19 protein-coding genes are annotated in these 24,543 nt (G+C 69.2%); 8 read left to right on the top strand and 11 right to left on the bottom strand.

The window, feature by feature from the left end; genetic code table 11:
* Positions 1-69: 69 nt before the first annotated feature.
* From WS57_RS07020 to WS57_RS06995, 6 genes are all read right to left on the bottom strand, one after another.
* Positions 70-1,527: a heavy metal sensor histidine kinase gene (locus WS57_RS07020; RefSeq protein ID WP_069243949.1), complete on the bottom strand. Its 1,458-nt coding sequence runs from the start codon at positions 1,525-1,527 to the stop codon at positions 70-72.
* Positions 1,524-2,219, bottom strand: a complete 696-nt coding sequence (locus WS57_RS07015) for a heavy metal response regulator transcription factor (protein WP_009688307.1) — start codon at positions 2,217-2,219, stop codon at positions 1,524-1,526. The genes WS57_RS07020 and WS57_RS07015 overlap by 4 nt, the downstream gene beginning before the upstream one ends.
* A 27-nt stretch (positions 2,220-2,246) precedes the next feature.
* Positions 2,247-3,755 carry an efflux transporter outer membrane subunit gene (locus tag WS57_RS07010; RefSeq protein ID WP_081056759.1) on the bottom strand — a complete coding sequence of 503 codons (1,509 nt, stop codon included), beginning with the start codon at positions 3,753-3,755 and terminating at the stop codon, positions 2,247-2,249.
* 5 nt (positions 3,756-3,760) lie between these two features.
* On the bottom strand, positions 3,761-4,990 hold the full coding sequence (locus WS57_RS07005; protein ID WP_009695214.1) for an efflux RND transporter periplasmic adaptor subunit: 1,230 nt from the start codon (positions 4,988-4,990) through the stop codon (positions 3,761-3,763).
* A 31-nt stretch (positions 4,991-5,021) separates the two neighbouring features.
* Positions 5,022-8,192, bottom strand: coding sequence for an efflux RND transporter permease subunit (locus WS57_RS07000; protein ID WP_040129323.1), 3,171 nt, complete (start codon positions 8,190-8,192; stop codon positions 5,022-5,024).
* Between the two features lie 265 nt (positions 8,193-8,457).
* On the bottom strand, positions 8,458-9,213 hold the full coding sequence (locus WS57_RS06995; protein WP_069243948.1) for a Crp/Fnr family transcriptional regulator: 756 nt from the start codon (positions 9,211-9,213) through the stop codon (positions 8,458-8,460).
* Positions 9,214-9,407: 194 nt separating this feature from the next.
* Between WS57_RS06995 and WS57_RS06990 the strand changes: the two genes are divergently transcribed.
* Entirely contained in the window at positions 9,408-11,060 is a 1,653-nt protein-coding gene (locus WS57_RS06990; RefSeq protein ID WP_009695210.1) for an acyl-CoA synthetase, read from the top strand.
* Between the two features lie 21 nt (positions 11,061-11,081).
* Here the strand turns inward: WS57_RS06990 and kch are convergent, their stop codons facing one another.
* The gene (gene kch, locus WS57_RS06985; protein ID WP_060249616.1) at positions 11,082-12,257 is read right to left on the bottom strand and encodes a voltage-gated potassium channel protein; all 1,176 of its coding nucleotides are present in this window, start codon (positions 12,255-12,257) and stop codon (positions 11,082-11,084) included.
* Between the two features lie 109 nt (positions 12,258-12,366).
* Complete coding sequence (locus WS57_RS06980) at positions 12,367-13,008, bottom strand: LysE family translocator (RefSeq protein WP_040129317.1); 642 nt, start codon at positions 13,006-13,008, stop codon at positions 12,367-12,369.
* 283 nt (positions 13,009-13,291) lie between these two features.
* Here WS57_RS06980 and WS57_RS06975 point away from each other — a divergent pair, with 283 nt between their 5' ends.
* The gene (locus WS57_RS06975; RefSeq protein WP_009695207.1) at positions 13,292-13,774 is read left to right on the top strand and encodes an Lrp/AsnC family transcriptional regulator; all 483 of its coding nucleotides are present in this window, start codon (positions 13,292-13,294) and stop codon (positions 13,772-13,774) included.
* A gap of 622 nt (positions 13,775-14,396) precedes the next feature.
* Here the strand turns inward: WS57_RS06975 and WS57_RS06970 are convergent.
* Positions 14,397-16,034 carry an IclR family transcriptional regulator gene (locus WS57_RS06970; protein WP_069243947.1) on the bottom strand — a complete coding sequence of 546 codons (1,638 nt, stop codon included), beginning with the start codon at positions 16,032-16,034 and terminating at the stop codon, positions 14,397-14,399.
* 177 nt (positions 16,035-16,211) lie between these two features.
* Between WS57_RS06970 and WS57_RS06965 the strand changes: the two genes are divergently transcribed.
* The 3 genes from WS57_RS06965 to WS57_RS06955 all read left to right on the top strand — a co-directional run bounded on the left by WS57_RS06965 (position 16,212) and on the right by WS57_RS06955 (position 20,141).
* Positions 16,212-17,171, top strand: coding sequence for an MBL fold metallo-hydrolase (locus WS57_RS06965; RefSeq protein WP_009695309.1), 960 nt, complete (start codon positions 16,212-16,214; stop codon positions 17,169-17,171).
* Between the two features lie 180 nt (positions 17,172-17,351).
* Positions 17,352-18,692 (top strand): MFS transporter, encoded by a 1,341-nt coding sequence (locus tag WS57_RS06960; protein ID WP_069243946.1) that lies wholly within the window; start codon positions 17,352-17,354, stop codon positions 18,690-18,692.
* A 99-nt stretch (positions 18,693-18,791) separates the two neighbouring features.
* The gene (locus WS57_RS06955) at positions 18,792-20,141 is read left to right on the top strand and encodes an MFS transporter (protein ID WP_069243945.1); all 1,350 of its coding nucleotides are present in this window, start codon (positions 18,792-18,794) and stop codon (positions 20,139-20,141) included.
* Here the strand turns inward: WS57_RS06955 and WS57_RS06950 are convergent.
* The gene (locus WS57_RS06950) at positions 20,138-20,938 is read right to left on the bottom strand and encodes an SDR family NAD(P)-dependent oxidoreductase (protein WP_059603110.1); all 801 of its coding nucleotides are present in this window, start codon (positions 20,936-20,938) and stop codon (positions 20,138-20,140) included. The two genes, WS57_RS06955 and WS57_RS06950, sit on opposite strands and share 4 nt — an antisense overlap.
* A gap of 132 nt (positions 20,939-21,070) precedes the next feature.
* On the opposite strand from WS57_RS06950, the gene WS57_RS06945 reads away from it, so the two are divergent.
* Positions 21,071-22,030 (top strand): GlxA family transcriptional regulator, encoded by a 960-nt coding sequence (locus WS57_RS06945; RefSeq protein ID WP_069243944.1) that lies wholly within the window; start codon positions 21,071-21,073, stop codon positions 22,028-22,030.
* A 78-nt stretch (positions 22,031-22,108) separates the two neighbouring features.
* On the top strand, positions 22,109-23,257 hold the full coding sequence (locus WS57_RS06940) for an epoxide hydrolase family protein (protein ID WP_069243943.1): 1,149 nt from the start codon (positions 22,109-22,111) through the stop codon (positions 23,255-23,257).
* 101 nt (positions 23,258-23,358) lie between these two features.
* Here WS57_RS06940 and WS57_RS06935 read toward each other — a convergent pair whose 3' ends face one another.
* Positions 23,359-23,850 (bottom strand): 2,4'-dihydroxyacetophenone dioxygenase family protein, encoded by a 492-nt coding sequence (locus tag WS57_RS06935; protein WP_009693288.1) that lies wholly within the window; start codon positions 23,848-23,850, stop codon positions 23,359-23,361.
* A 178-nt stretch (positions 23,851-24,028) separates the two neighbouring features.
* On the opposite strand from WS57_RS06935, the gene WS57_RS06930 reads away from it, so the two are divergent.
* Positions 24,029-24,499, top strand: a complete 471-nt coding sequence (locus tag WS57_RS06930; RefSeq protein WP_040129309.1) for a MarR family winged helix-turn-helix transcriptional regulator — start codon at positions 24,029-24,031, stop codon at positions 24,497-24,499.
* The last annotated feature ends 44 nt before the right edge of the window (positions 24,500-24,543 follow it).

Below are 24,543 nucleotides of genomic sequence, written 5' to 3'. Positions count from 1 at the left end.
CGGTCGCGTATTGAAGAAAACTGCCCTCGGCGGCGTGCGGCCGCCGTCCGTGCAAGGCGCGGGGCGGCGTCAGTGATGCAGCACGCGCGTCGCGCGAGCCGGCGGCGCGGCGGGGGCGGCCGCATCGGCGGCTTCGGCTGCGCGCAACGGGCCGCCCGCGCAAGGCTCCGTCGATACCGAGAAGCCGAACGTATTGACGCCGCCTGCACACGCGACGAACACGCTGCCGCCATGCATCTCGGCGACGGCCTTGACGATCGACAGGCCGAGCCCGTGGTTCTCCTTGCTGTTCGCGCGCGCCTCCTCGAGCCGATAGAAGCGCTCGAACACGTGCGAGCGCCGCACCGGGTCGATCGGCTCGCCGGGGTTCGCGACCGACACCTCGACCAGCCCGTCGCGGCGCGTGATCGTCACGTGCAGCGTCGCGCCGGGCGCCGAGTGCTGGATCGCGTTGATCAGCAGGTTCGTCATCGCGCGGCGGAACAGCGACGGATCGACTGCCGCACGCGCGTCGCCGTGCAGTTCGGCGCGCAGCTGCGCCTCGTCGAGCGGGATTTCGAGGAAGTCGAGCATGCGCCGCACCTCGTCGGCGAGCGACACGTGCTTCAGGTCGGTCGCCCGTTCGCCGCGATCGCTGCGCGACAGGAACAGCATGTCGTTGATGATCACGCGCAGCCGCTCGAATTCCTCGAGGTTCGATTGCAGCGTCTGGCGCATCCGGTCGACCGAGCGATCGCGGCTCGTCAGCGCGACCTGGGTCTGGCCGATCAGGATGCTGACCGGCGTGCGCAGTTCGTGCGCAACGTCGGCGTTGAAGGCCTCGAGCCGCGCGTAGGTCTGCTGGATCCGGTCGAGCGCGCCGTTGAACGACGCGGCGAGTTCGCGCAGCTCGGCCGGCAGCGCGTCGGTATGCAGCCGCTGGCGGCGGTTCGCGAGGCTCACCGCGGCCGCGTCCTGCGACAGGCGATCGAGCGGCGCGAGCCCGAAGCGCGCGACCGCGCGGCTCAGCAGCAGCGCGACCACGGTTGCGGTCGCGATCAGTGCGGCGAGCGTCCAGCCGAAGCGGCGCAGCATCCGCTGCGTGCGCTCGCACGAGCTGGCGACGATCAGCTTCAGCGTCGGCCGCGTCCCGTTGCCGGCCACCGTGACGGTCTTCGTCATCACGTCGTAGCCGCTGTCGTTGAGCGCGTAGCGCTGGAACGCGCCGAACGGTGCGCCGACCGGCACGCCGTCGACAGGATGGCCGAAGCGGAAGTCGGGATTCGGCGTGTCGACCTGATAGCGCGTCGAGCCGTCGGGCGGTTCGAGGTCGGCCAGTTTTTCCTTCATCAGGCGTCCGCGCTCGGGCGTGAGCGCATGCGACACGATCATCTCGGCGACCTTGGCGCGCGTGTCGAGCGTCGCGCGCAGCTCGGCGAACAGCTGGCGCTCCATCATCACGAACAGCCCGCAGCCCACCAGCGTAAACACGAGCAGCGACACGATGCCGAACATCGCCGACAGCCGCAGCGTGATCGAGCGTTTCATGCGCGCCTCTCGGTGTCGCCGTCCTCGCGCGCCTCGAGCACGTAGCCCATGCCGCGGATCGTGTGCAGCAGCTTGTCCGCGAACGGACCGTCGAGCTTCGCGCGCAACCGCTTGATCGCGGTCTCGACGACGTTCGCATTGCTGTCGAAGTTCACGTCCCACACCAGCTCGGCGATCGTCGTCTTCGACAGCACCTCGCCGCTGCGCCGCGCGAGCACGCCGAGCAGCTGGAATTCCTGCGCGGTCAGGTCGAGGCGCGTGCCGTCGCGCGTCGCGCGGCGGCCGATCAGGTCGACGCGCAGGTCGCCGATCGAGATCAGCGTCGATTCCTGCACGCGTGCGCGGCGCGTCAGCGCGCGCAGCCGCTCGATCAGCTCGAGGAACGAAAAGGGCTTGGTCAGGTAGTCGTCGGCGCCGCCGCGCAACCCGCGCACGCGGTCGTCGACGCGGTCGCGCGCGGTCAGCATGATGACGGGCGTCTGCTTCTGTGCGCGCAGCGCGCGCAGCACGCCGAAGCCGTCGAGCTTCGGCAGCATCACGTCGAGCACGACCACGTCGTAGTCGAATTCGACGGCCTTCCACGCGCCGTCCTCGCCGTCCAGCGCGGTATCGACGACCCAGCCTTCCTCGGTCAGGCCGCTCTTCAGGTATTCGACGACCTTCGGTTCGTCTTCGACGATCAGCACTTTCATGTTCGGATCCGTTCTCCGCGTAACCGGTCAGGGACTGACGCCCGAGGCAGGCTGCGGGCCCGCCGCCGCGACTTCGGACGGCGCGGCGCCGTCCGTCGCGTGGCCGTCCCATCCGCCGCCGAGCGCCTTCGCGAGAAACACGACGAGCGCCGCGCGCTGGCCCTGGATCTGCACGGCCTGCCGCTCGCTCGTCAGCAACTGCTGTTCGGCCGTCAGCACGTCGATGAACGGCGTCAGCCCGCCCGCATAGCGATCCTGCGCGAGCGACACGAGCTTGCGCGCGTCGTCGACGGCGGCGGACGCCTGCTGCGCGGCTTCGGCCAGCACCGACAGGCCCGTCACCGCATTTTGCACCTCCTGGAACGCGGTGAGTACGGTCTGCCGGTAGTTCGCCTGCGCGGCGACATAGCCGGCCTGCGCGAAATCGACGCCGGCCTTCAGCTTGCCGCCCTCGAACAGCGGCTGGCTGACCGACGCGCCGACCGACCACAGCAGCGCCGGCACCGTAAACAGGCCCGAGAAGCGCGTCGCGTCCCAGCCGATGTCGGGCGACAGCGCGATGCGCGGGAAATACGCGGCGCGCGCGACGCCGATCTGCGCGTTGGCGGCGGCCATCGCGCGCTCGGCCGACGCGACGTCGGGCCGCCGCTGCAGCAGGTCGCTCGGCAGGCCGGTCGGCAGCGCGGGCGCGTTGATCGGCACCACGCGCGGCGGCAGCGAGAACGCGGGCGCCGGCGTGCCGACCAGCGTCGCGATCGCGGTCTCGACCTGGGCGCGCTGCTGGATCAGCAGTTGCGCCTGCGTGCGCGTCGCATCGAGCTGCGCGCGCTGCTGCAGCAGGTCGAGGCCCGACACTGCGCCGAGGTCGTGGCGCGACGTCACGTAGTCGAGCGCCTTTTGCTGCAGCTCGATCGAGCGCTTGACGACGTCGATCTCGGTGTCGAGCTCGCGCAGCGAGAAATAGCTCGACGCGAGATCGGCGCTCAGCACGAGGCGCGCGTTCGCGAAATCGTCGCGCGCCTGTTCGCTGCTCGCCTGCGCGGATTCGACGTTGCGCCGCACGCGGCCGAACAGGTCGAGCTCGTAGCTGACGCTCGCGCCGACCTGGATGTCGTTCTGCACGGTCGACTGGCTCTGCACCGCGTAGTTGGTCTGCGGCCGGTCGGCCGAGATCTTGAAGCGCTGGCCGCTCGCGTTGAGCCCGACGGCCGGGTATTGCGCGGACGCGACCGACGCGAGCGTCGCCTTCGCCTGGTCGTAGCGCGCCGCGACGACCTTCAGGCTCTGGTTGTTGCGCAGCGCGTCGGCCTCCAGCGCGTCGAGCTGCGGATCGCCGAACGCGGTCCACCACGCCGGATCGAGCGGCGCGCGGGCCGGCGCGGCCGGGTGCCAGTACGCGTCGGCCGGATCGAGCCGCCACGCGGCCGGCGTGTCGACCTCGGGACGCCGGTAGTCGGGGCCGACCGTGCAGCCGGCGAGGGCGGCCGCGGCCGTCACGAGCGCGGCGAGCGCGGCGGGGCGCAGGCGCGCGTGCATCGCGATCACGACTTCGCTCCCGCGGCGGCGGACGCCGGTTTCGCGGCCGGCGTCGACACGACGACCTGGTCGCCGTTCGCGAGCGAGTCGCTCGGATTCGACACGAGGCGGTCGTTCCGCGTGAGCGGGCCGTCGACTTCGAGCGTCTGCCCGATCGTGCGCACGACCGTCACCGATTTCAGGCGAATCCGGCCGTTCGCGTCGACGCTTGCGACCGTCGGGCCTTCCGCGCGGAACAGCAGCGTGCTGGCCGGGATCTGCAGGCGGCCGACCGGCGTCATCGGCAGCGTCGCCTGCACGTACGCACCGGGCAGCAGCCGGCCGTCGGGGTTCGGCAGCGTGATCTCGATCTGCAGCGAGCGCGTCGCGACGTCGATCGCCTCGGCCGTGCGCGTGATCGTCCCGTCGAAGGTCTGGCCCGGCAGCTCGGCCTGTGCGACGCTCACGTGCTGGCCGACCTTCACCTGCTGCGCATAGGCCTGCGGCACCTGCACGTAAAGGCGCAGCCGGTCCGCCTGCACGACCGTAAACAGCGCGCGGCCCGCGTTGCCCGAATTGACGAGATCGCCGACGTCAACGTTGCGCTGCGTGACGATCCCGTCGATCGGCGCGACGATGCGCTGGAAGCCCTTCAGTTCGGTGAGCCGGCGCATGTTCGCGTCGGCCGCGGCGAGATTCGCGGTGCCCTGGTTGAACGCGCCTTGGCGGTCGTCGAGTTCCTGCTGCGACACGGCATCGCGCTGGCGCAGCTGCTGCGCGCGGTCGAACGACGTCTTCGCGAGCGCGAGCGCCGCCTGCGCCTGCTGGCGCTGCGCGGTCGCCTGCGCGAGCTCCTGGTTCAGCTCCGGCGTGTCGAGTTCGGCGAGCAGCTGCCCCTGCTTCACGTGCGCGCCGATATCGGCCTGCCAGCGCAGCACGTAGCCGCTCGCGCGCGCGTAGATCGGCGCCTCCACGTAGCCGCGCAGCGTGCCGGGCAGCGTCAGGTGGCCGCCGGTGGCCGCGTCGACCGGATGCACGACGCTCACGTACTGCCGCGCATTCTGCTCGGCGATCGCGTCGAGCCGGCCGCGGTTCAGCACGTTGACGACGATCGTGCGCGCGGCGCCGGCGGCCAGCAGCACGCCGACCACGATCAGCACGATGCGTCCGCGCCGCGACACGGCCGCGCGCGGCGGCAGGTGCATGCCGTGTTCGTCTACGTGGATGCCGACGGCGCTGTGATGTTTCTCTTCCATGAATTCAACCGGTCAGGAGGCTTGGCAAGGGTCAGTGTCCGGCGGCGCGGCGCTCGCGCCGGCGGGCCAGCCGCGAATGCACGCCGCCGAATACGAGCGGCACGAACAGCAGCGTCGAGACGGTCGCGAACAGCAGCCCGCCGATCACCGCGCGGCCGAGCGGCGCGTTCTGCTCGGCGCCTTCGCCGAGGCCGAGCGCCATCGGCACCATGCCGATGATCATCGCGAGCGCCGTCATCAGCACCGGCCGGATCCGCGTCGCGCCGGCCTCGAGCGCGGCGGTGAGCGGCGGCGCGCCGGCCGCGAGACGCTGCCGTGCGAACGACACGACGAGGATGCTGTTGGCGGTCGCGACGCCGACCGTCATGATCGCGCCCGTCAGCGCCGGCACGCTCAGGTGCGTGCCGGTGATGAACAGCATCCACGCGATGCCGGCGAGCGCGGCCGGCATCGCACTGATGATGATCAGCGGGTCGAGCCACGACTGGAAATTGACGACGATCAGCAGGTAGACCAGCACGATCGCCATCGCCACGCCCGCGCCGAGGCCGACGTACGACGTGCGCATCGTCTCGACCTGGCCGCGCATCGTCAGGTCGGTGCCGCGCGGCAGCGTCGCGCGCGCGTCGGACACGATGCGGTCGATCTCGCCGGCAACCGATCCGAGGTCGCGGCCCTCGACGCTCACGTACAGGTCGATCGCCGGGCGGATGTTGTAGTGCGTGACGATCGCCGGATTCTCGGTGCTGCGCACCTGCACGAGGTTGCCGAGCAGCTGGAGCGGCGTGCCCGCCGCGCCGCTCGCCGACACGGGCGTGCCGAGCAGGTCGTCGACCGACGCGATGTCGTATTGCGGGGTCTGGATCTGCAGCGGGTACTGGACGCCCGTCTTCGGGTTGATCCAGAACGACGGCGTGGTCTGCGCACTGCCGGACAGCGAGATCAGCATGTTCTGCGCGACGTTCTGTGCGGACAGGTTGAGCTGCTGCATGCGCGTACGATCCATGTCGGCCAGCAGGGTCGGCTCGTCGTTGCGCTGCAGGACGTGCGCGTCGACGGCGCCGGGGATTTGCCTGATCTTTTTCATCAGGCTGCTCGCGATTGCCATGTTACTCGCGAGATCGTTGCCGAGCACCTGCACGTCGATCGCGGCCGGCTGGCCGAAGTTGAGGATCTGCGTGATGATGTCCGACGGCTGGAAGAAGAACTCGATGCCGGGGAAGCGCTCGGGCAGCTGCGCGCGCAGCGCCTGCACGTAGTGCTGCGTGTCGCGGTGGCCGGGCTTCAGCGCGATCAGGATCTCGCCGTCGAGCGTGCCGACCGTGCCCGCGTTGCTGTACGACAGGTTGATGCCGCTCACCGGCAGGCCGAGGTTGTCGACGATCGTGCCGAGTTCGTCGGGCGGCACGATTTCGCGCACCACGCGCTCGACCTGGTCGGCGAGGCGCGCGGTCTCCTCGATCCGGTAGCCGGTTGGCGCACGCATGTGCAGCCGGATGTTGCCGGAGTCCGCATTCGGGAAGAAGTCGCGGCCGAGCACGAACACGAGGCCCGTCGACAGCACGCAGAAGGCGAGGAAGCACGTCGCGTAGAAGCGGCGGCGCACCAGCAGGATGCTGAGCAGCACGATGTACCACGCGCGCAGCCGTTCGAACGCGTTGTTGAACGCGTGATGCGCACGTGCGAAGCGTCCCGTCGCATGGTCGGGCCCGGTGTGGGCCTGCTGCGGGCGGAACAGCAGCATCGCGAGCGTCGGCACGAGCGTGCGCGACAGCACGTAGGACGCGAGCATCGCGAACACGACCGCTTCGGCGAGCGGCACGAACAGGTAGCGCGCGACGCCCGTCAGGAAGAACATCGGCACGAACACGATGCAGATGCACAGCGTCGACACGAACGCAGGCACCGCGATCTCGCCCGCGCCTTCGAGGATCGCGTCGTGCAGGTTGGTGCCGAGGTGCAGGTGGCGCTCGATGTTCTCGATCGTCACGGTCGCATCGTCGACGAGAATCCCGACCGCCAGCGCGAGCCCGCCGAGCGTCATGATGTTGATGGTTTCGCCGAGCGCCGAGAGCACGATCAGCGACGTGAAGATCGACAGCGGAATCGAGATCGCGATGATCAGCGTGCTGCGCCAGTTGCCGAGAAACAGCAGGATCATCATCGCGGTCAGCACGGCCGCGATCAGCGCTTCGTGGATCACGCCCTGCACGGCGGCGTCGACGAATACCGACTGGTCGAACAGCGGCGTGATCGTGAGCCCTTCGGGCAGCGTCGGGATCACCTTCGGCAGCAGCGCCTTCAGGTCCGACACGACGCGCAGCGTCGAGGCGTCGCCGCTCTTCAGGATCGACACCAGCACGCCGCGCTGGCCGTTCTGGCGCACCACGTTGGTCTGCGGCGAGAAGCCGTCGCGCACCGACGCGACTTCGCCGAGATAGGTCGTCGCGCCGTTGACGGTGCGGATCGGCAGGTGCGTGATGTCGGCGATCGTGTCGGCCGACGCGTTGGTGTCGATCCGGTATTCGGTCTGCCCCATCTTCGCGGTGCCGGTCGGCAGGATCAGGTTCTGCACGTTGACCGCGTTGACGATGTCGGCCGGCGTCAGGCCTTTCGCGCGCAGCGCCTGCGGATCGATGTCGATCGCGACGACGCGCGTGCGGCCGCCGTACGGGAACGGGATCTGCGCGCCCGGGATCGTGATCAGCTGCGGGCGCAGGAAGTTCAGCGCGATGTCGCCGAGCGACTGCTCGCTGAGCGTCTTGCTCGACAGGCCGAGCTGGATCACCGGGATGCTCGACGCCGAGTACGTGATCACGAGCGGCGGCGTCGCGCCCTGCGGCATCTGCCGCACGATCGCCTGCGCGGATGCGACGGTCTGCGCGATCGCCGTCTGCACGTTCGCGCCCGGCTGCAGATAGACCTTCACGACCGCGATGCCGGGCAGCGAGGTCGACTCGATGTGCTGGATGTTGTTGACGGTCGTCGTCAGCGAGCGTTCATGCACAGACGTGATGCGGTCGCTCATCTCCTTCGCCGAGAAGCCGTTGTACGACCAGATCACGCTGACGACCGGGATGTTGATCGACGGCAGCACGTCGACGGGCGTGCGCATCAGCGCCAGCGGCGTGGCCAGCACGATCATGATGGCCATCACGATGAACGTGTAGGGGCGCCTGAGCGCGAGATTGACGATCCACATGGAGGCAGCGGGGCAGGCGTGGTCAGGCGGCGGTAAAGGGAACCCGAATGATAGGCGTCGGCCTGGAACGGGTTACTGACGCGAAACTGGCGGAATTGTCAGTTTCGGGCGCGGCGGATCGTCGGCTGCCGACGGCGGCGCGTGCGTCGTGCGGCCGCTCGCCGGCCGACGATTCCGCAGATGAAATGCGGGCGGATGCGCGGTCGCGCAACGGTCTGCCGGAACGGATGCGCGGGCGGCGTCGGTTTCGCTCATCGGGCCGCGCTCAGATCTGTTCCATGCCGACCTGCGCGAGGGCTGCCAGGTCGACGACCTCGATCTGGTTGTACGCGAGCCGCAGCACGCCGCGCTTCTCGAGCTGCTGCAGCGCCTGGTTGATCCGCTGCCGCGACACGCCGACGAGCATGCCGAGCTCTTCCTGCGAGATCGCGAGCGACGGGCCGGTGTCCGGATACAGGTCGGGGTTGAACAGTTGCGCGAGCGCCTGCGCGACGCGCGCATCGACGTCGAGCAGCCGGCTGTTCTGAATCGACGCGATGAATTCGCCCATCCGGTTGTTGAGCTGATGGATCACGAAGCGCGTGAACGGCAGGCTGGTGTCGAGCAGCGCATGGAACGTGTCGGCCGGCACGAACAGCACGGTCGAGCGCTGGATCGCGACGACCTCGTACTTGCGCGGTTCGCGCTTGATCACGCTGCCTTCGCCGAACCAGCCGCCGGACGGCACGCCGGAAAACGTGCAGCCGCGCCCGGACGCATTGAAGATCGCCAGCTTCAGCAGCCCGCGATGCACGCCGATCCAGTATTCGGACGGCGCGAGCCGGTGCGCGATCACGTCGCCGGCCTCGCGCACCTCGACGCGCGACTGCGCGAGCACCAGCGCCTGGTGTTCGGGCGCGAGCGCGCGGAACCATGCGCACTGGCCGAACAGCATGGACGGCGGCGGCAGCAGGCCCGCTTCGGTCGGCAGGTCGGGCGCGGGACGCGCGGTGTCGGGCGGGGCGGCGATGTCGTCGTGCATGGATGCGGGTTTGCGAGGATAGGGATAACGCGAGGCGCTCGAAAGGCACTCTGTCGTTTCGATGACAGACGGCTCACAATAGCGCCCGTTAGGCTGTCGGCCATTGAACCACATCAAAACGATTCGGGGTGCGCGCACCCCGGCTGGATACGCGACCGGCGCGCGCCGGTGCGCAGAACACGGGAGACAGGATCATGACGCAGATGTTCGAGGCCGGACTCGGCCGCCGCGACGCCAACTACGTACCGCTCACGCCGATCGACTTCCTGGTCCGCGCGGCCGAGGTCTACGGCGAGCGCCTGGCGATCGTGCACGGCGACGTGCGACGCACCTGGGGCGAAACCTATGCGCGTGCGCGCCGCCTCGCGAGCGCGCTGGCCGCCGCGGGCGTCGCGCGCGGCGAGACCGTCGCGGCGATGCTGCCGAACATTCCGGCGATGGTCGAGGCGCACTTCGGCGTGCCGATGGCCGGCGCGGTGCTCAACACGATCAATACGCGGCTCGACATCGCGTCGGTGCTGTTCATGCTGCGTCACGGCGAGGCGAAGGTGCTGATCGTCGACACCGAATATGCGGCGCTCGCGCATCGCGCGGCGCTCGAGGTGCCGGGGCTGAAGATCGTCAGCGTCGCCGACGCGATGCCGGCCGATCCCGCATGCTTCGGCGGCGCGACCGACTACGAGGCGTTTCTCGCCGGCGGCGACCCCGACTACGCGTGGACGCCGCCCGCCGACGAATGGGATGCGATCGCGCTGAACTACACGTCCGGCACGACCGGCGACCCGAAGGGCGTGGTCTACCATCATCGCGGCGCGTATCTCGCGGCGATCAGCAACATCCTCGAATGGGACATGCCGAAGCACGCCGTCTACCTGTGGACGCTGCCGATGTTCCACTGCAACGGCTGGTGCTTTCCGTGGGCCGTCGCCGCGCGCGCGGGCGTGAACGTCTGCCTGCGCAAGTTCGACGCGAAGACGGTGTTCGACCTGATCCGCCGCGAGCGCATCACGCACTACTGCGGCGCGCCGATCGTGCAGAGCGCGATCGCGAACGCGCCGGCCGAGCTGCGCGCGGGCATCGAGCACAAGGTGCATGCGATGGTCGCGGGCGCCGCGCCCGCGCCGGCCGTGATCGCGAAGATGAAGGAGATCGGCTTCGACCTGCTGCACGTGTACGGGCTGACCGAGGTGTACGGGCCGGCGACCGTCTGCGCGAAGCAGGCGCACTGGGACGAGCTGTCCGACGACGAGCGCGCGCGGCTCAATGCGCGGCAGGGCGTGCGCTATCACCTGGAAGCGGGCGCGACGGTGCTCGACCCGGACACGATGACGCAGGTGCCGGCCGACGGCGAGACGCTCGGCGAGATCATGTTCCGCGGCAACATCTGCATGAAGGGCTACCTGAAGAACCCGCATGCGACCGACGAAGCGTTCCACGGCGGCTGGTTCCATACCGGCGATCTCGCGGTGCTGATGCCGGACGGCTATATCCGGATCAAGGATCGCAAGAAGGACATCATCATCTCGGGCGGCGAGAACATTTCGAGCATCGAGGTCGAGGATGCGCTGTACCGGCATCCGGCCGTGGCGGTCGCGGCGGTGGTCGCGATGCCCGATCCGAAGTGGGGCGAGGTGCCGTGCGCGTTCGTCGAGCTGCGCGAGGGCGCGAGCGCGACCGAGGCGGAGATCGTCGCGCATTGCCGGCAGTTGCTCGCGGGCTTCAAGGTGCCGAAGGTCGTGCGCTTCGGCGAACTGCCGAAGACGTCGACCGGCAAGATCCAGAAATTCCAGCTGCGCAACGCGGTCGGATCGGACAAGGCGATCGACCTGGCGGGGGACAAGAAGTAGGCGGGCGCCGGCCGGCGCCGCTCAAGCCGCGTCGGCCGTGCCGAACAGCAGGTGCGAGATCACCGACTTGTCGACCGGTTCGTCGTTGAGCGTGCTCGCCAGCAGTTCGCCCGCGAGCTGCTGCGGCGAGAACACCATGTCGGGTTTCAGCAGGCGCAGCCGTTCGAGGTTGCGCTGCTGGTTGACGAGCGCGACCGTGCGCACCGACGGCGCGAGCTCGCGGATCGCGAGGATGATGAACGCGTTCTCGGCATCGTCGGAGCGCAGCGCGAGCACGGCGCGCGCCGTCGTCGCGCCGGCGCCTTCCAGCACCGCGTGGTCGGTCGGGTCGCCGACGACCAGATCGGTCGCGGCCGGATAGCTGTGTTCGACGCCGGCCGGCACGATCACCGTGACGGCATAGCCGCGCTTGCGCAGCCCGTCGTGGACCACGTGCGCGACGGGCGTGCCGCCGACGATCAGGAAATGATGCTTGCGGATCACGTTCGAAAGGCCTCCCTTGACGATCCGTTTGAGATTGCCGCCGATCACCGGGCCGACGACCGCGCTGATCGACGTCGCGAACACGGTGATGCCGAGCACGATCACCGACGCGGTGAACAGGCGCGCGGTCGGCGAATGCGGGACGATGTCGCCGTAGCCGACCGTCGACATCGACACGATCGAGAAATAGACGGCGGTGGCGAGATCGTGGATCGGCGGCGTGAATTCGTCGCCGAGATACAGCACGCCGAAGGTCGCGTAGATCAGCAGCGACGCGATGCTGAGCAGCGCGAACAGGCTGCTCGCGGTGATGCTGGCGCGATCGAAGTGCCGCCAGTAATAGATCAGCGCGACGGCCAGCACGGCCGTATAGACGAATACCGCGTGGCTGCGGTAGCCGCCCAGCACGCTGAGCGCGGCCGCGGCGACCAGCAGCAGGATCGACAGCACCCACGCGACGCGGGCGCGCAGCACGATGCCGACGGCCATCGTCGCGAGGCCGGCCGCGATCACGATCTGCGGCAGTACGACGAGGCCCGCGTTGTCGACCAGGTTCAGCGCATCGGCGAGCCATGCGTGATGCAGGCCGAGCCGCGCGTGCGCGACGACGGGCCGCAGCACCATCAGCGCATCGAGCGCGAGCAGAACGGCGAGATACCAGTGAAGGCCGATCGGCGCGAACAGCCGCCGCAGGCGCGTAGTGACGTGCTTCATGCAATCGCCCGGCGCTCCGGGCACGCTATCAGACAGCCGCTACCCTAAAGCATTCGGCGTTTCGCTGCTTTTTGGCGGCGGCCGGTCGCAGGCGTCGCAGCCGTCCGCTTCAGTTCCAGCCGACCATGATCGCGCCCATCCCGACGAGCAGGCCGCCCGTCACGCGGTTCATCGCGCGCATCCGCGCCGGCCGCTGCAAGCTGCGGCTCAGCCGGTGCGAGAACAGCGCCATCGACGCGACGCCGCCCGCGAACAGCAGCGCGAAGCTCGTCGCGAGCAGCAGGTATTGCTGGTTCAGGCTCCATTCGGCGTGCGGGCTGATGAACTGCGGAAAGAACGACGGGAAGAACAGCAGCGTCTTCGGATTCAGGCCCGACGTCGCGACGCCGCGCCAGAACAGCGCGCGTCCGGTGTCGGTCTCGGCCGGCGCGATGCCGGCCGGCGCTTGCGCGCTCGCACCGGCCGGTGCGCGGCTCAGCCATTGCTTGCAGCCGAGCCAGACCAGATAGGCGGCGCCGGCCCAGCGCAGCGCGGTCAGCGCGCGTTCGTCGACATGCAGCAGCGAATTGAGACACAGCGCGGTCAGCGCGAGCTGGAGCAGCACCGCGAGCGTGCCGCCCCATACGCAGGGCAGCGCGCGGCGCCAGCCGGCGCGCAGCGCGTGGTTCATCGTGAGCAGGTTGACGGGGCCGGGAGCGTAGACGAGGACGGCGGAAGCAGCGAGGAACGACAGGTAAAGCCTGAACGACATGACGGGAAGGACGAGAACGGGAGCAGGCGCGCTGGCCGCGCAGCCGGATAGGCGCGCGGAGGCGGGGAATCGCATGCCTGCGTGTCCGGCACCGCAACTCGTGATTGCGGCCGTGCGTCCCGCTGCGAAGGGGTTGTCGCAGGGAGCGTGCCGGACAACAGGCATGGAGAAAATATATCAAGCGGCCCGGTTAAAAGGCTTCCGCATTTCCGCGAAAACCGACACAAAACCGGAACATCGTTCAGATAGAATCCCCGCTTTCAGTAGAAGATTCTTTTTGATCATGGCCACACGTGAACGCTCGCCGAAAACGCTCGACAGCCAGGACCGCAAGATCCTCGGTGCGCTGCAGAAGAACGCGCGCCTGTCGAACGCGGAACTGGCGGAACAGATCGGCATGTCGACCACCGCATGCTGGAACCGGACGCGGCAACTCGAGGCGGACGGCTATATCGACGGCTACGTCGCGCTCGTCAATCAGCGGATGCTCGGTTACGCGGACATCGTGATCCTCGAGGTCACGCTCGATCGCCACGAGGACGACGCGCTCGCGCGTTTCGGCGAGGAGCTCGCGGCGCTGCCCGAGGTGCTGGAGGCTTATCTGGTGTCGGGGGAATACGACTACTGGATCAAGGTCGCCGTCGATGGCACGGCCGGGTACGAACGCTTCCTGCGCGAGAAGCTGTACAAGATTTCGAGCATCCGCCACAGCCGCTCGATGTTCGCGCTGCGCTGCATGAAGGACGTCCCGTCGATTCAGGTGTGAGGGACCGGAAGACCGGCGTGGGCGCTGTGCCGACGAATCTCGGCCATCGTGCGCGCCCGGTGGCGGGGTCGTGCGGACGAGGCGGCGGGCCGGATACGGCCGCCCCGTTGCCGGGATGGCCGTGTGGCTTTCCGGTCCGGGACGCCGCAGCCTGGCGGCGCACGTCCCGGACCGGGAAACAGGCCGACGATGCTGCTGTCGGCGGGATGCGTCGTGTGGCTTAGTGCGGCAGGCGTGCGTGCGCTTCGGCGATGACTTCGCAGTTCTCGAGGTGGAGTGCCCAAGCTTCTGCAATCAGCGAGCCAACGCGTGCGAACCAGCCAGCGGATTCGGTGGAGTGGTTGGAAGTGTTAGACGTTTGCATGGTGAAGCCCCGTTCAGGTGGTGTTAGGGATAACCCTAATGATAGAGGAACATCACCGCCTTGTGAAATGCGATTTCGTTATATGAGAATATCTGACGGTTTGTGTTGCTGCTTCGCAACATAAATCGCGCGTGGGCCCGGCTTCATGTCCGTGCCGTAAGGAGGGCGTGTTTCGGGCCGGCAAACACGACAAGACCGCGCCGGTGCGGGCGCGGTCTTGCGGAGGATGAAAAGTGAAGCAGCCTGGAAACGGACGCGCTACGCGCCGATCCAGCCGAACCGCCACGACAGCCGGCGCGTCGCGGCGAGCAGCGCCTGCGCGAGCGCGCTGTCCGGCCCGCGCGGGAAGCCGCGCGACGAGCCGATGATCGCGATCACGAGCCGGATGCTGCCGGTGTGATCGAACACGGGCGCGGCGACCGTAGCGATGCCGGGCACCGGCGCGTCGAACGCGAAGTCGAGCCCTTCGTCGCGGATCTGCGCAAGCCGGGCGCGGAACGCGTCGTCGGCCTGCGCCGCGCGCCCGGCGAGGCGCACCGGCTCGTCGGCGAGCAGGCCGGCCAGCACGTCGTCGGTCATGCCGGCCGCGAAGCTGCGGCCGATCGCGGTGTTGACGAGCGACATCACGGTGCCGACCTGCAGGCTCACGTGCTGCGGCCGCGCCGCTTCCTCGAGGCGGATCACGGTCGGCCCGAGCGGCCCGAGCGTCGCCGCGGCGACGCTCATGTCGGTCGTCGCGGCCAGCGCGACGATCTCGGCTTCCGCGTCGCGGGTCGGCGACACGCGCTGCATCGCGATCAGGCCGAGCGCCTGGCCGAGCGGGCCGCCGTCGAAGCAGCCCGCGTCGTCGCGGCTCAGCAGGCCGATCTTCAGCAGGCTGACCAGATGCGGAAACGCCTTCGCCGCGGGCATCCCGGCCGCCGCGGCGAGATCGCGCAGCGGCAACGCGCGGCCCGCCGACACGAGCGCGAGCAGCAGCTCGCCGGTGCTGTCGAGGGCGTTGATGCCGCGCTGCGCCTTGGTGTCGTCGGCCAGCGCGGGCGGCACGCGCGACGAGGCGGGCGGGACTGTGGCCGGCAGCGCGCCGGGCGCCGCGCCGAGCGAGGCGGTCGCCTGCCGCGCCGCGTCGCGCAGCGCGGTCGCGATCGGGCCGTCCCACGCAACGTCGATCGACCCCGACGAACCGATGACCGTCAGCGCGAGCTGCAGGCGCCCGTCGGCGTCGAGCACCGGCACGCACATCGCGCTGACGCCCGGGCTCGGCAGATCAACGCTGCGCTCGATGCCGCGCGCGCGGATCGCGTCGAGTTCGGCCTGCCGTTCGCGCGCGGGCGGCGTACCGTCGGCGCCCGCCAGCGTGCTGCCCGCGCCGGCCTGGCTGGCCGCCATCGCGTCGAGCTGCGCCGGATCGCCGAAGGCGCGAAACACGCGGCCGGTGGCCGTCGTGTCGAGCGACATCACCGAGCCGACGTGCAGGTTCACGTGCAGCGGATAGCCGCCGTGCTCGATGCGCACGATCGTCGGCCCGAGCACGCCCGGCACCGACAGCGCGACGCTCAGGCCCACCGTTTCGGCGAGCCGCGCCGCGTGCGGCAGCGCCGCGCGATAGGCCGGCTGGCGCTCGATCGACATCAGCCCGAGCCGCAGCGACAGCGGCCCCGGCTCGTAGTTGCCGGTGATCGCGTCGCGCTTCACGAGCGCGAGCCGCGTCAGGCTGACGAGATAGGTGTGGGCCTGCGCGGTCGACAGCTCGGCCGCCGCCGCCAGCTCCGACAGACCGAGCGGCTTGCGCCGGCGCGCGAGCGCGTCGAGCAGCCGGCCGCCGACCTCGACGCTCTGGATCCCGCGCTGCGCCTTTTGCGGCGCGTCGTCTGCGCTGTCTTCGTGGTTCTGCACGCGATGATTGTCCCGATGACGAAACCCCGCATGGTATCCGACGCCATTTAGCGCGCCAGCCCGCAGGTTTACCCGTATTAGACAATAGCAAGCCAATTTGTCATTGACAAATATCCGGTGCAGGACGATGATCCGCTCACTCCCCTCAACACATGGCTCGCAGCCACGGAACGCAACATGGCCAAAGCATTCGCCTCCCAAGCCGATCTGGAAGAGAAGAAAGTCACCTGGACGCAGCTGTCCGAGAACGCGTACGCGTACACCGCCGAAGGCGACCCGAACTCCGGCGTGATCATCGGCGACGACAGCGTGCTGATCGTCGACACGACCGCGACGCCGGCGATGGCGCAGGACCTGATCGCGAAGATCCGCAGCGTGACCGACAAGCCGATCAAGCACGTCGTGCTGTCGCACTACCACGCGGTGCGCGTGCTGGGCGCGTCCGCGTATTTCGACGAAGGCGCGCAGCACGTGATCGCGAGCCGCGGCACGTACGAGATGATCGTCGAGCGCGGCGAGGCCGACATGAAGTCGGAGATCGAGCGCTTTCCGCGCCTGTTCGCGGGCGTCGAGACGGTGCCGGGCCTGACCTGGCCGACGCTCGTGTTCGAGCGCGAGATCACGCTGTTCCTCGGCAAGCTCGAAGTGAAGATCATGCACGTCGGCTCGGGCCATACGAAGGGCGACACGATCGTCTGGCTGCCGTCGCAGAAGGTGCTGTTCTCGGGCGACCTCGTCGAATACGACGCCGCGTGCTACTGCGGCGACGCGCAGCTCGAACAGTGGCCGGCCACGCTCGAGGCGCTGCGCGCGCTCGGCGCCGAGAAGCTGGTGCCGGGCCGCGGCCCCGCGCTGCTGAACCCGGCCGAGGTGAACCAGGGCCTCGACTACACGAAGGATTTCGTGACGACGCTGCTCGCGCAGGGCCGCAAGGCCGTCGAGCAGAAGCTCGACCTGAAGGCCGCGATGGCGCTCACGCGCGAGGCGATGGATCCGAAGTTCGGCCACGTGTTCATCTACGAGCACTGCCTGCCGTTCGACGTGTCGCGCGCATTCGACGAGGCGAGCGGCATTACCCATCCGCGCATCTGGACGGCCGAGCGCGACAAGGAAATGTGGGCCGCGCTGCAGAGCTGAGCGGCACACGACGGCGGAGCATCCGGCAGGGCGCTCCGCCTTTTGCCTGAAGCGGCGACCGGCCGCCTGCCGCGGCCGGGCCGCCCGTATCCGATCGAACGAGAAAGCAGGGCGCACGCACGCCCTCGGTGACGGCTGCGCACTCGATACGCGCGCCGGTTTGGAGATTTGGAGACAGACATGCCCCAATCGCTTCCCGCCGAAGCGACGCTCGCGCACGCGGGTGCTTCGGCCTCCTCTGCAATGGACGACGCGTTGCTGTTCCGCAGGATCGCGTGGCGGATCGTGCCGTTCCTGTTCCTCTGCTACGTCGTGTCGTTCCTCGACCGCATCAACATCGGCTTCGCTCAATTGCAGATGAAGCACGACCTCGGCTTCAGCGACGCGATGTACGGCCTGGGCGCCGCGGTGTTCTACGTCGGCTACGTGTTTTGCGAGGTGCCGAGCAACATGCTGCTCGCGCGTTTCGGCGCGCGCCGCACCTTCACGCGGATCATGCTGCTGTGGGGCATTGCGTCGACCGGGATGATGTTCGTGTCGCAGCCGTCGCATTTCTACGTGCTGCGTTTCCTGCTCGGCGTGTTCGAGGCCGGCTTCTTCCCCGGCATCGTGCTGTACCTGACCTACTGGTTCCCGGCCAACCGGCGCGCGGCGGCGATCTCCGTGTTCTTCGCGGGCGTCGCGGTCGCGGGCGTGCTGGGCGGCCTGATGTCGGGCTGGATCATGCGCGACATGAGCGGCGTGCTCGGGCTGCACGGCTGGCAGTGGATGTTCGCGATCGAAGGCGCGCCGGCGATCCTGCTCGCGTTCGTCGCATTCGTGCTGCTCGTCGATCGTCCGCAGGACGCCGCGTGGCTCACGCCCGAGGAAAAGGCGCGCGTCGCCGCGCTGTGCGCGGACGCACGCGGCACGGCACACGATGCGCACGACCGGCGCAGCCTGTCGGCCGCGCTGACGAACCCGCGTGTCTACCTGTTCGCGTTCATCTATTTCTCGCTGACCTGCGCGTCGCTGACGCTCAACTTCTGGATGCCGCTGATGATTCGCGACTTCGGCGTGACCGACGTCGTGGCGGTGAGCCTTTATACGGTCGTGCCGAACGCGGTCGGCGCGATCGGATTGATCCTGATCGCGCGCCGCTCGGACCGCAGCGGCGAACGCCGCCGGCACTTCGCGGCCTGCACGATCGGCGGCGGCCTCGCGCTCGCGGCGCTGACGCTGCATCTGCACAGCTTTGCCGCGATGCTCGCCTGCCTGTCGATCGCCGCGACGCTGATCTTCGCCGCGCTGCCGATCTTCTGGGCCGTGCCGACGCGCTATCTGTCGGGCAACGCGGCCGCCGCCGGGATCGCGCTGATCAGCAGCATCGGCATCACGAGCGGCATCGTCAGCCCGTGGGTGATCGGGCTGATCCGCACGCGCACCGGCAGCATGGATCTCGCCGTGTACCTGCTGGCCGCGCTGCTGGTCGTCAGCGGCGCGGCGCTGATGCTCGGCGTGAAGGACGAGCGCGCGGCGTAACGCCACCGAATGCGTGCCGGACGCCGCGCGGGCGGCGGCGTCCGGCGTGCCGCGTCGACGCCTGCGAACCTGCCCAGACATTCATCGAGGAGACCATCGATGTCATCCCCCCTTCGAGCCGAGGTCGCGCGCACCGTCGCGTCCGGCGCGGGCGCGACCGAGCACGACGCGCTGTATCGCCGCATCGGCGCGCGGATCGTGCCGTTCCTGTTCGTCTGCTACATCGTGTCGATCCTCGACCGCAGCAACATCGGCTTCGCGCAGCTGCAGATGCGGCAGGATCTTGGCCTGACCGACGCGATGTACAGCCTCGGCGCGGTGCTGTTCTTCGTCGGCTACGTGCTGTTCGAGGTGCCGAGCAATGCGCTGCTGCGCCGTTTCGGCGCGCGCCGCACCTTCGCGCGGATCATGTTCCTGTGGGGCGGCGTGTCGGTCGCGATGATCACCGTCGACAACGCGCAGCACTTCTATGCGCTGCGCTTCCTGCTCGGCGTGTTCGAGGCCGGCTTCTTCCCGGGCGTCGTGTTCTACCTGACGTACTGGTATCCGGCGCGGCGGCGCGCGTCGGTGCTGTCGATCTTCTATGCGGGCGTCGCGGTCGCGGGGATGATCGGCGGGCTGCTGTCGGGCTGGATCATGCGCGGCATGTCGGGCGTGCTCGGGCTGCACGGCTGGCAATGGATGTTCGCGATCGAGGGCGCGCCGGCGATCCTGCTCGGCGTGATCGCGTGGTTCTGGCTCTGCGATCGTCCCGAACACGCGCGCTGGCTGTCCGACGACGACCGGCAGCGGCTCGCGGCCGACCTGGCCGCCGACCGCGCCGATGCGCCCGCGCAGGCGGCGCGGTCGCTGCGGCAGGTGCTCGCGGAGCCGCGCACCTACCTGTTCGCGTTCATCTACTTTTCGCTGACCACCGCGCTGCTGATGCTGCTGTTCTGGATGCCGCTGATGATCCGCGAATTCGGCATCCACGACGTCGTGCAGATCAGCCTGCTGTCGATCGTGCCGAACGCGATCGGCGCGGCGGGCCTGATCGCGATCGCGCGGCGTTCGGACCGCCGGCGCGAGCGCCGCTGGCATTTTGCCGCGTGCGCGCTCGGCGGCGCGGCCGCGCTCGCGCTGCTGACGCTGCACCTGCCCAGCATCGTCGCGATGATGGCGCTGCTGTCGGTCGCCGCGATGCTGATCTTCGCCGCGCATCCGGTGTTCTGGGCGGTGCCGTCCGCGTATTTCTCGGGCGCCGGCGCGGCGGGCGGGATCGCGCTGATCAGCAGCATCGGCGTGTCGAGCGGGATGATCACGCCGTGGATCGTCGGCGTGATCCGCACGAAAACCGGCAGCATGGATCCGGCGATGCTGATGATCGCCGGATTGCTGGCCGCGTGTGCGGTCGCGATGCTGCTGGGCGTGCGCGCCGCACCGCGCGGCGCGAGCCCCGCCGGCAACTAGCGCGCCGCGGCGTAGCGCGGCGCGGGCGTATCGGCCGACAGGTGCGGCGCCATCGTGCGGCGCGCGGCCTCGTACGCCTCCCATTCGTCGCCCGCGTGCAGCGACGGGATCGTCACGAGTTCGCCGCGATCGAACCCGACCAGCGCCGCATCGACCATGTCCGCGGCGGTCATCACGATTTCCTTCGGCAGGTGCTCGAGCGGCAGGCCGCCCGTCTGCCAGAAATCGGTGGCCGTCGCACCGGGCAGCACGGCCTGCACCTGCACGCCCTGGTCGGCGAGTTCGTGATGCAGCGACTGGCTGAACGCCAGCACGAACGCCTTGCTGCCGCCGTATACGCCGTTGAGCGTTTCCGGCGAGATCGCGACGATCGACGAAATGTTGATCACGGCGCCGCCGCCGCGTGCGACGAAGCCGGGCACGGCCGCATAGGTCAGGCGCGTGAGGGCGGTCACGTTCAGGTCGATCATCCGCGTCATCGCGTCGACGTCGCTGTCGAGCAGCGGCGCGTGCGTGCCGATGCCCGCGTTGTTCACAAGCAGCGTGATGCTCGCGTCCTGTTTCAGCTTGGCTTCGACGGCGGCGAGCGCCGCGCGGTCGTTGAGGTCCGCATCGACGATCTCGACGCTGCGCTGCGTGTCGTTCGTGATGCGCGCGGCGAGCGCGCTCAGCCGTTCGCGGTTGCGCGCGACCAGGATCAGGTCGTAGCCGCGGCGCGCGAGGCGGTCCGCGTAGACGGCGCCGATGCCCGACGACGCGCCGGTAATGAGGGCGGTACCGCGATGTGCTTGCGTCATGATGTGCTCCGTTTCGATGAGAATGGCCGGATGGCGTGAAGGCATTCTGCGCGTGAAGCGCCGCGACACAAATGACGTAGATGGGTACGATTCAGGACATCGACCCATTCGGCACGGGACCGGAGAACGCATATGCACCGAATCGGCTTTTTGATCAGCGACGGCTTCCAGATCATGGCGCTTGCCGCGCAGTCCGTGTTCGAGTACGCGAACATGGGGATGGACGCGCCGTTCTACGCGATGGACAACTATTCGGTCGACGGCGGCGACGTGCGCTCGTCGCTCGGACTGGCGGTCGCCACGCGCGCGCTGCGCGGGCGGATCGGCGTCGATACCTGGATCGTCGCGGGCGTCAACGATCCGCTCGCCGCGCCGGCGCCGGCCGGCGTCGTTGCCTACCTGCGCCGCGCGAGTGCCCGGGCGCGGCGGATCGCCGGCATCTGCACCGGTGCATTCGTGCTGGCCGAGGCCGGCCTGCTCGCGCAGCGCCGCGCGACCACGCACTGGGCGTTCGGCCGCGACATGCAGCGGTGCTACCCGGAGATTCGCGTCGAGGACGACCGGATCTATATCGTCGACGGCCCGATCTGGACCTCGGCCGGAATGACGGCCGGGCTCGATCTCGCGCTCGCCATGGTGGAAAAGGACCTCGGCGCCGATGCCGCGCGATCGGTCGCGCACAAGCTGGTGATGCACCAGCGCCGGGCCGGCGGCCAGTCGCAGCATTCGGAAATGCTCGAGCTTGCGCCGAAATCCGACCGGATCCAGAACGCGCTCAACTACGCGCGGCGGAATCTCGGCCGTGCGCTGACCGTGGAGGCGCTGGCCGAGGCCGTGCACCTGAGCCCGCGCCAGTTCAGCCGCGTGTTTACGCGCGAAACCGGACAGTCGCCCGCGAAGGCGATCGAGCGGCTGAGGCTCGAATCCGCGCGGCTGATGATCGAACGGAGCCGCCATCCGCTCGACGTGATCGCGAAGGAGAACGGTTTTCGCGACCGCCGGCACATGCGCGACGCGTTCGTACGCGGGTTCGGCCTGCCGCCGCAGGCGCTGCGGCGCGATGCGCGCACCGATCAGCGGGAAACGGGCTGACGCGCGCGGCCGCACGCCGTCGGCGCGGGCCGGAAAAATCGCGCAGAATCTCGTCGACATGCTTCGCAAGGAGACACGATGCACGCCGAACCGTTCGACATTGCGATACCCGATCAAGCGCTCGCTGACCTGCGTCGTCGCCTGCGCGACGTTCGTCCGCCGGTGCTGACACCCGCCGAGCCGTGGCAGCAGGGGATGGACGACGCGTGGCTGCGCGAGCTGCTCGCATACTGGGCAGACGGCTTCGACTGGCGTGCGGCGGAGCGTGCGCTGAACCGATTGCCGCAGTTCGTCGCGGACGTGGACGGACAGCGCGTGCATTTCATTCATCGGCGTGGCGCGGGACCGGAACCTTACCCGCTCGTCATCACGCACGGCTGGCCGGGCTCCGTATTCGAATTCGATGCGCTGATCGATCGGCTCTGCGACCCGGCCGCATTCGGCGGCGATCCCGGCGACGCGTTCGACGTCGTCGTGCCGTCGCTCCCTGGCTTCCTGTTCTCGCCGGCGCCGGCGGCGCCCGGCATGTCGGCATGGCAGGTCGCCGACCGCTGGGCGGCGTTGATGTCCGGCCTCGGGTATCGACGCTACGGTGCGCAAGGCGGCGATCTCGGCGCGGGCGTGTCGATCGCGCTCGGCGCGCGGCATGCCGGCGTGGTGGACGGCATCCATCTGAATTACCTGCCGGGCAACTTCGAACCGCCGCCCGAGCCGGCTTCGCCGCCGACCGACGACGAGCAGGCGTTCCTGACGCAACGCGGCGATTGGGCCGCGCTCGAAGGCGGATATGCGCACGTGCACATGACGAAGCCACGGACGCTGGCTGTCGCGCTCAACGATTCGCCGGCCGGGCTGGCCGCATGGATCGCCGAGAAATTCCGCACCTGGAGCGATTGCGACGGCGACATCGCGCGGCGGTTTTCGCACGATACGCTGCTGACCGGAATCTCGCTCTACTGGTTCACCGGCTGTATTGGCGCCTCGATGCAGATGTATTGGGAAAACCGACTGCAGCCCATGCGCCTTGCGCCCGGGCAACGGGTGGCCGTGCCCGTCGCGTTCGCGCGCTTCCCGAAGGAAATCAGCCGGCCGCCGCGCAGCTGGCTCGAACGCGCGTTCGACGTCGCGCAGTGGACCGACATGCCGAGCGGCGGCCATTTTGCGGCGATGGAGGAGCCCGATCTGCTGGCCGACGATATCCGGCGGTTTTTCAGGCGCTTCCGGTAACGAGCCGATCGGACGGAGGGGCGGGCGCATGCGCCGGCGTTCGCTCGCGCCGGACGGGATCCGCCACGCGGCGGATTGCGCCGCGCCGGCGCCCTGCTGTCTTACCGCGTCACGAACGCGGCGGCCGCATCCGGCGCCGTGCGCGCGTGCCTGCGCTGCCGCAGCAGCGCGACGCGGCAGTTCTCGCGCGCGGTTTCGCGGCCGTCGTCGTCGAGCAGCACCAGGTCGCCGCGCATCACGTTGAACGTGATCACGTCCTCGCCCGGCGCGCCGAGCGTTTCCGGCGTGTGCACCGAGCCGGCCGGTTCGAGCACGGTCGAGCCGGCGTGCGCGATCCAGTCGTACTCGCGGTAGCGCCACGCGCCCTGCAACGTATGGACGAACACGCGTCCCTCGTGGCGATGGCGCGGCAGCGTGCCGCCGGCCGGCATCTTCAGCAGCGCGGTCAGCGTGTCCTCGGCCGCGTCGATGTGCAGGTACTTGATCGCGAGCCCCGGCAGGTCCGCGCTCATCGGCAGCCACGGCAACGCGTCGCCGGGCAGGCACGAGATCGGCGGCAGGTCGGTCGGGAACGGGGCGGGCGGCTGCGTCATGGCGAGAGGGGAAAGCGGAGGGAACGAGCGCGCATTATCGCAGAGCGCCTGACGCATGACTAAGCGGAAGCGGGGCGCGCGCGGTCGCCGCCGCCGCGACGTGGCCCGATGTCGGCCGAACGGCGACATATACAGTCAAACTGTACAGTTTTTCTGCATATGTGCTATCGTCGAGGCCATGAACCCCCGACCCTCGTCCCCCGAAACGCCTCCGCTGGCCGGTCTCGCCGGCGAACTCCGCATCTCCGTCGGCAAGCTGATGCGCCGGATGCGCGAGCAAACCCACCCGAACGACCTCACGTCCTCGCAGAAATCGGTGCTGCTGCGGCTTGACCGCGACGGCCCCGCGACCGTGTCCGCGCTGGCGCGTGCGGAAAGCGTGCGTCCGCAGTCGATGCGCGTGACGGTCGCGACGCTGGAAGCGATGGGCGCCGTCGGCGGCGAACCCGATCCGACCGACGGGCGGCAGACGCTGATCGCGCTGACGCCCCGTTTTCGCGACGTGCTGCGGGCCAACCGGGCCGCCAAGGACGACTGGCTGTTCCGCGCGCTGCACGCCCAATTGTCGGAGCAGGAACAAGTCGAGCTCGCGTCGGCCGTGAAGCTGCTGCAGCGGCTTGCCGAATTCGACGAGCCGGCGCGTCCCTGAACCGCATCGATCCGCGCGGCGGAAGGAAAGCCTGAAGATGGATA

Origin of the sequence: Burkholderia pseudomultivorans (assembly GCF_001718415.1) — a bacterium.
Classification (GTDB): domain Bacteria; phylum Pseudomonadota; class Gammaproteobacteria; order Burkholderiales; family Burkholderiaceae; genus Burkholderia; species Burkholderia pseudomultivorans_A.
Note: the sequence above shows the minus strand (reverse complement) of the source record. Positions and strands in the feature narration are given on the sequence as shown.

Excerpts from the sequence above, each read along its gene's own strand:
- WS57_RS06990 (WP_009695210.1), top strand. The coding sequence starts at position 9,408 with ATGACGCAGATGTTCGAGGCCGGACTCGGCCGCCGCGACGCCAACTAC.
- WS57_RS06995 (WP_069243948.1), bottom strand. The coding sequence starts at position 9,213 with ATGCACGACGACATCGCCGCCCCGCCCGACACCGCGCGTCCCGCGCCC.
- WS57_RS06960 (WP_069243946.1), top strand. The coding sequence starts at position 17,352 with ATGCCCCAATCGCTTCCCGCCGAAGCGACGCTCGCGCACGCGGGTGCT.
- WS57_RS06935 (WP_009693288.1), bottom strand. The coding sequence starts at position 23,850 with ATGACGCAGCCGCCCGCCCCGTTCCCGACCGACCTGCCGCCGATCTCG.
- WS57_RS06940 (WP_069243943.1), top strand. The coding sequence starts at position 22,109 with ATGCACGCCGAACCGTTCGACATTGCGATACCCGATCAAGCGCTCGCT.
- WS57_RS07020 (WP_069243949.1), bottom strand. The coding sequence starts at position 1,527 with ATGAAACGCTCGATCACGCTGCGGCTGTCGGCGATGTTCGGCATCGTG.
- WS57_RS07005 (WP_009695214.1), bottom strand. The coding sequence starts at position 4,990 with ATGGAAGAGAAACATCACAGCGCCGTCGGCATCCACGTAGACGAACAC.
- WS57_RS07010 (WP_081056759.1), bottom strand. The coding sequence starts at position 3,755 with ATGCACGCGCGCCTGCGCCCCGCCGCGCTCGCCGCGCTCGTGACGGCC.
- WS57_RS06980 (WP_040129317.1), bottom strand. The coding sequence starts at position 13,008 with ATGTCGTTCAGGCTTTACCTGTCGTTCCTCGCTGCTTCCGCCGTCCTC.
- WS57_RS07000 (WP_040129323.1), bottom strand. The coding sequence starts at position 8,192 with ATGTGGATCGTCAATCTCGCGCTCAGGCGCCCCTACACGTTCATCGTG.
- WS57_RS06930 (WP_040129309.1), top strand. The coding sequence starts at position 24,029 with ATGAACCCCCGACCCTCGTCCCCCGAAACGCCTCCGCTGGCCGGTCTC.
- WS57_RS06965 (WP_009695309.1), top strand. The coding sequence starts at position 16,212 with ATGGCCAAAGCATTCGCCTCCCAAGCCGATCTGGAAGAGAAGAAAGTC.
- WS57_RS06975 (WP_009695207.1), top strand. The coding sequence starts at position 13,292 with ATGGCCACACGTGAACGCTCGCCGAAAACGCTCGACAGCCAGGACCGC.
- kch (WP_060249616.1), bottom strand. The coding sequence starts at position 12,257 with ATGAAGCACGTCACTACGCGCCTGCGGCGGCTGTTCGCGCCGATCGGC.
- WS57_RS07015 (WP_009688307.1), bottom strand. The coding sequence starts at position 2,219 with ATGAAAGTGCTGATCGTCGAAGACGAACCGAAGGTCGTCGAATACCTG.
- WS57_RS06945 (WP_069243944.1), top strand. The coding sequence starts at position 21,071 with ATGCACCGAATCGGCTTTTTGATCAGCGACGGCTTCCAGATCATGGCG.
- WS57_RS06955 (WP_069243945.1), top strand. The coding sequence starts at position 18,792 with ATGTCATCCCCCCTTCGAGCCGAGGTCGCGCGCACCGTCGCGTCCGGC.
- WS57_RS06950 (WP_059603110.1), bottom strand. The coding sequence starts at position 20,938 with ATGACGCAAGCACATCGCGGTACCGCCCTCATTACCGGCGCGTCGTCG.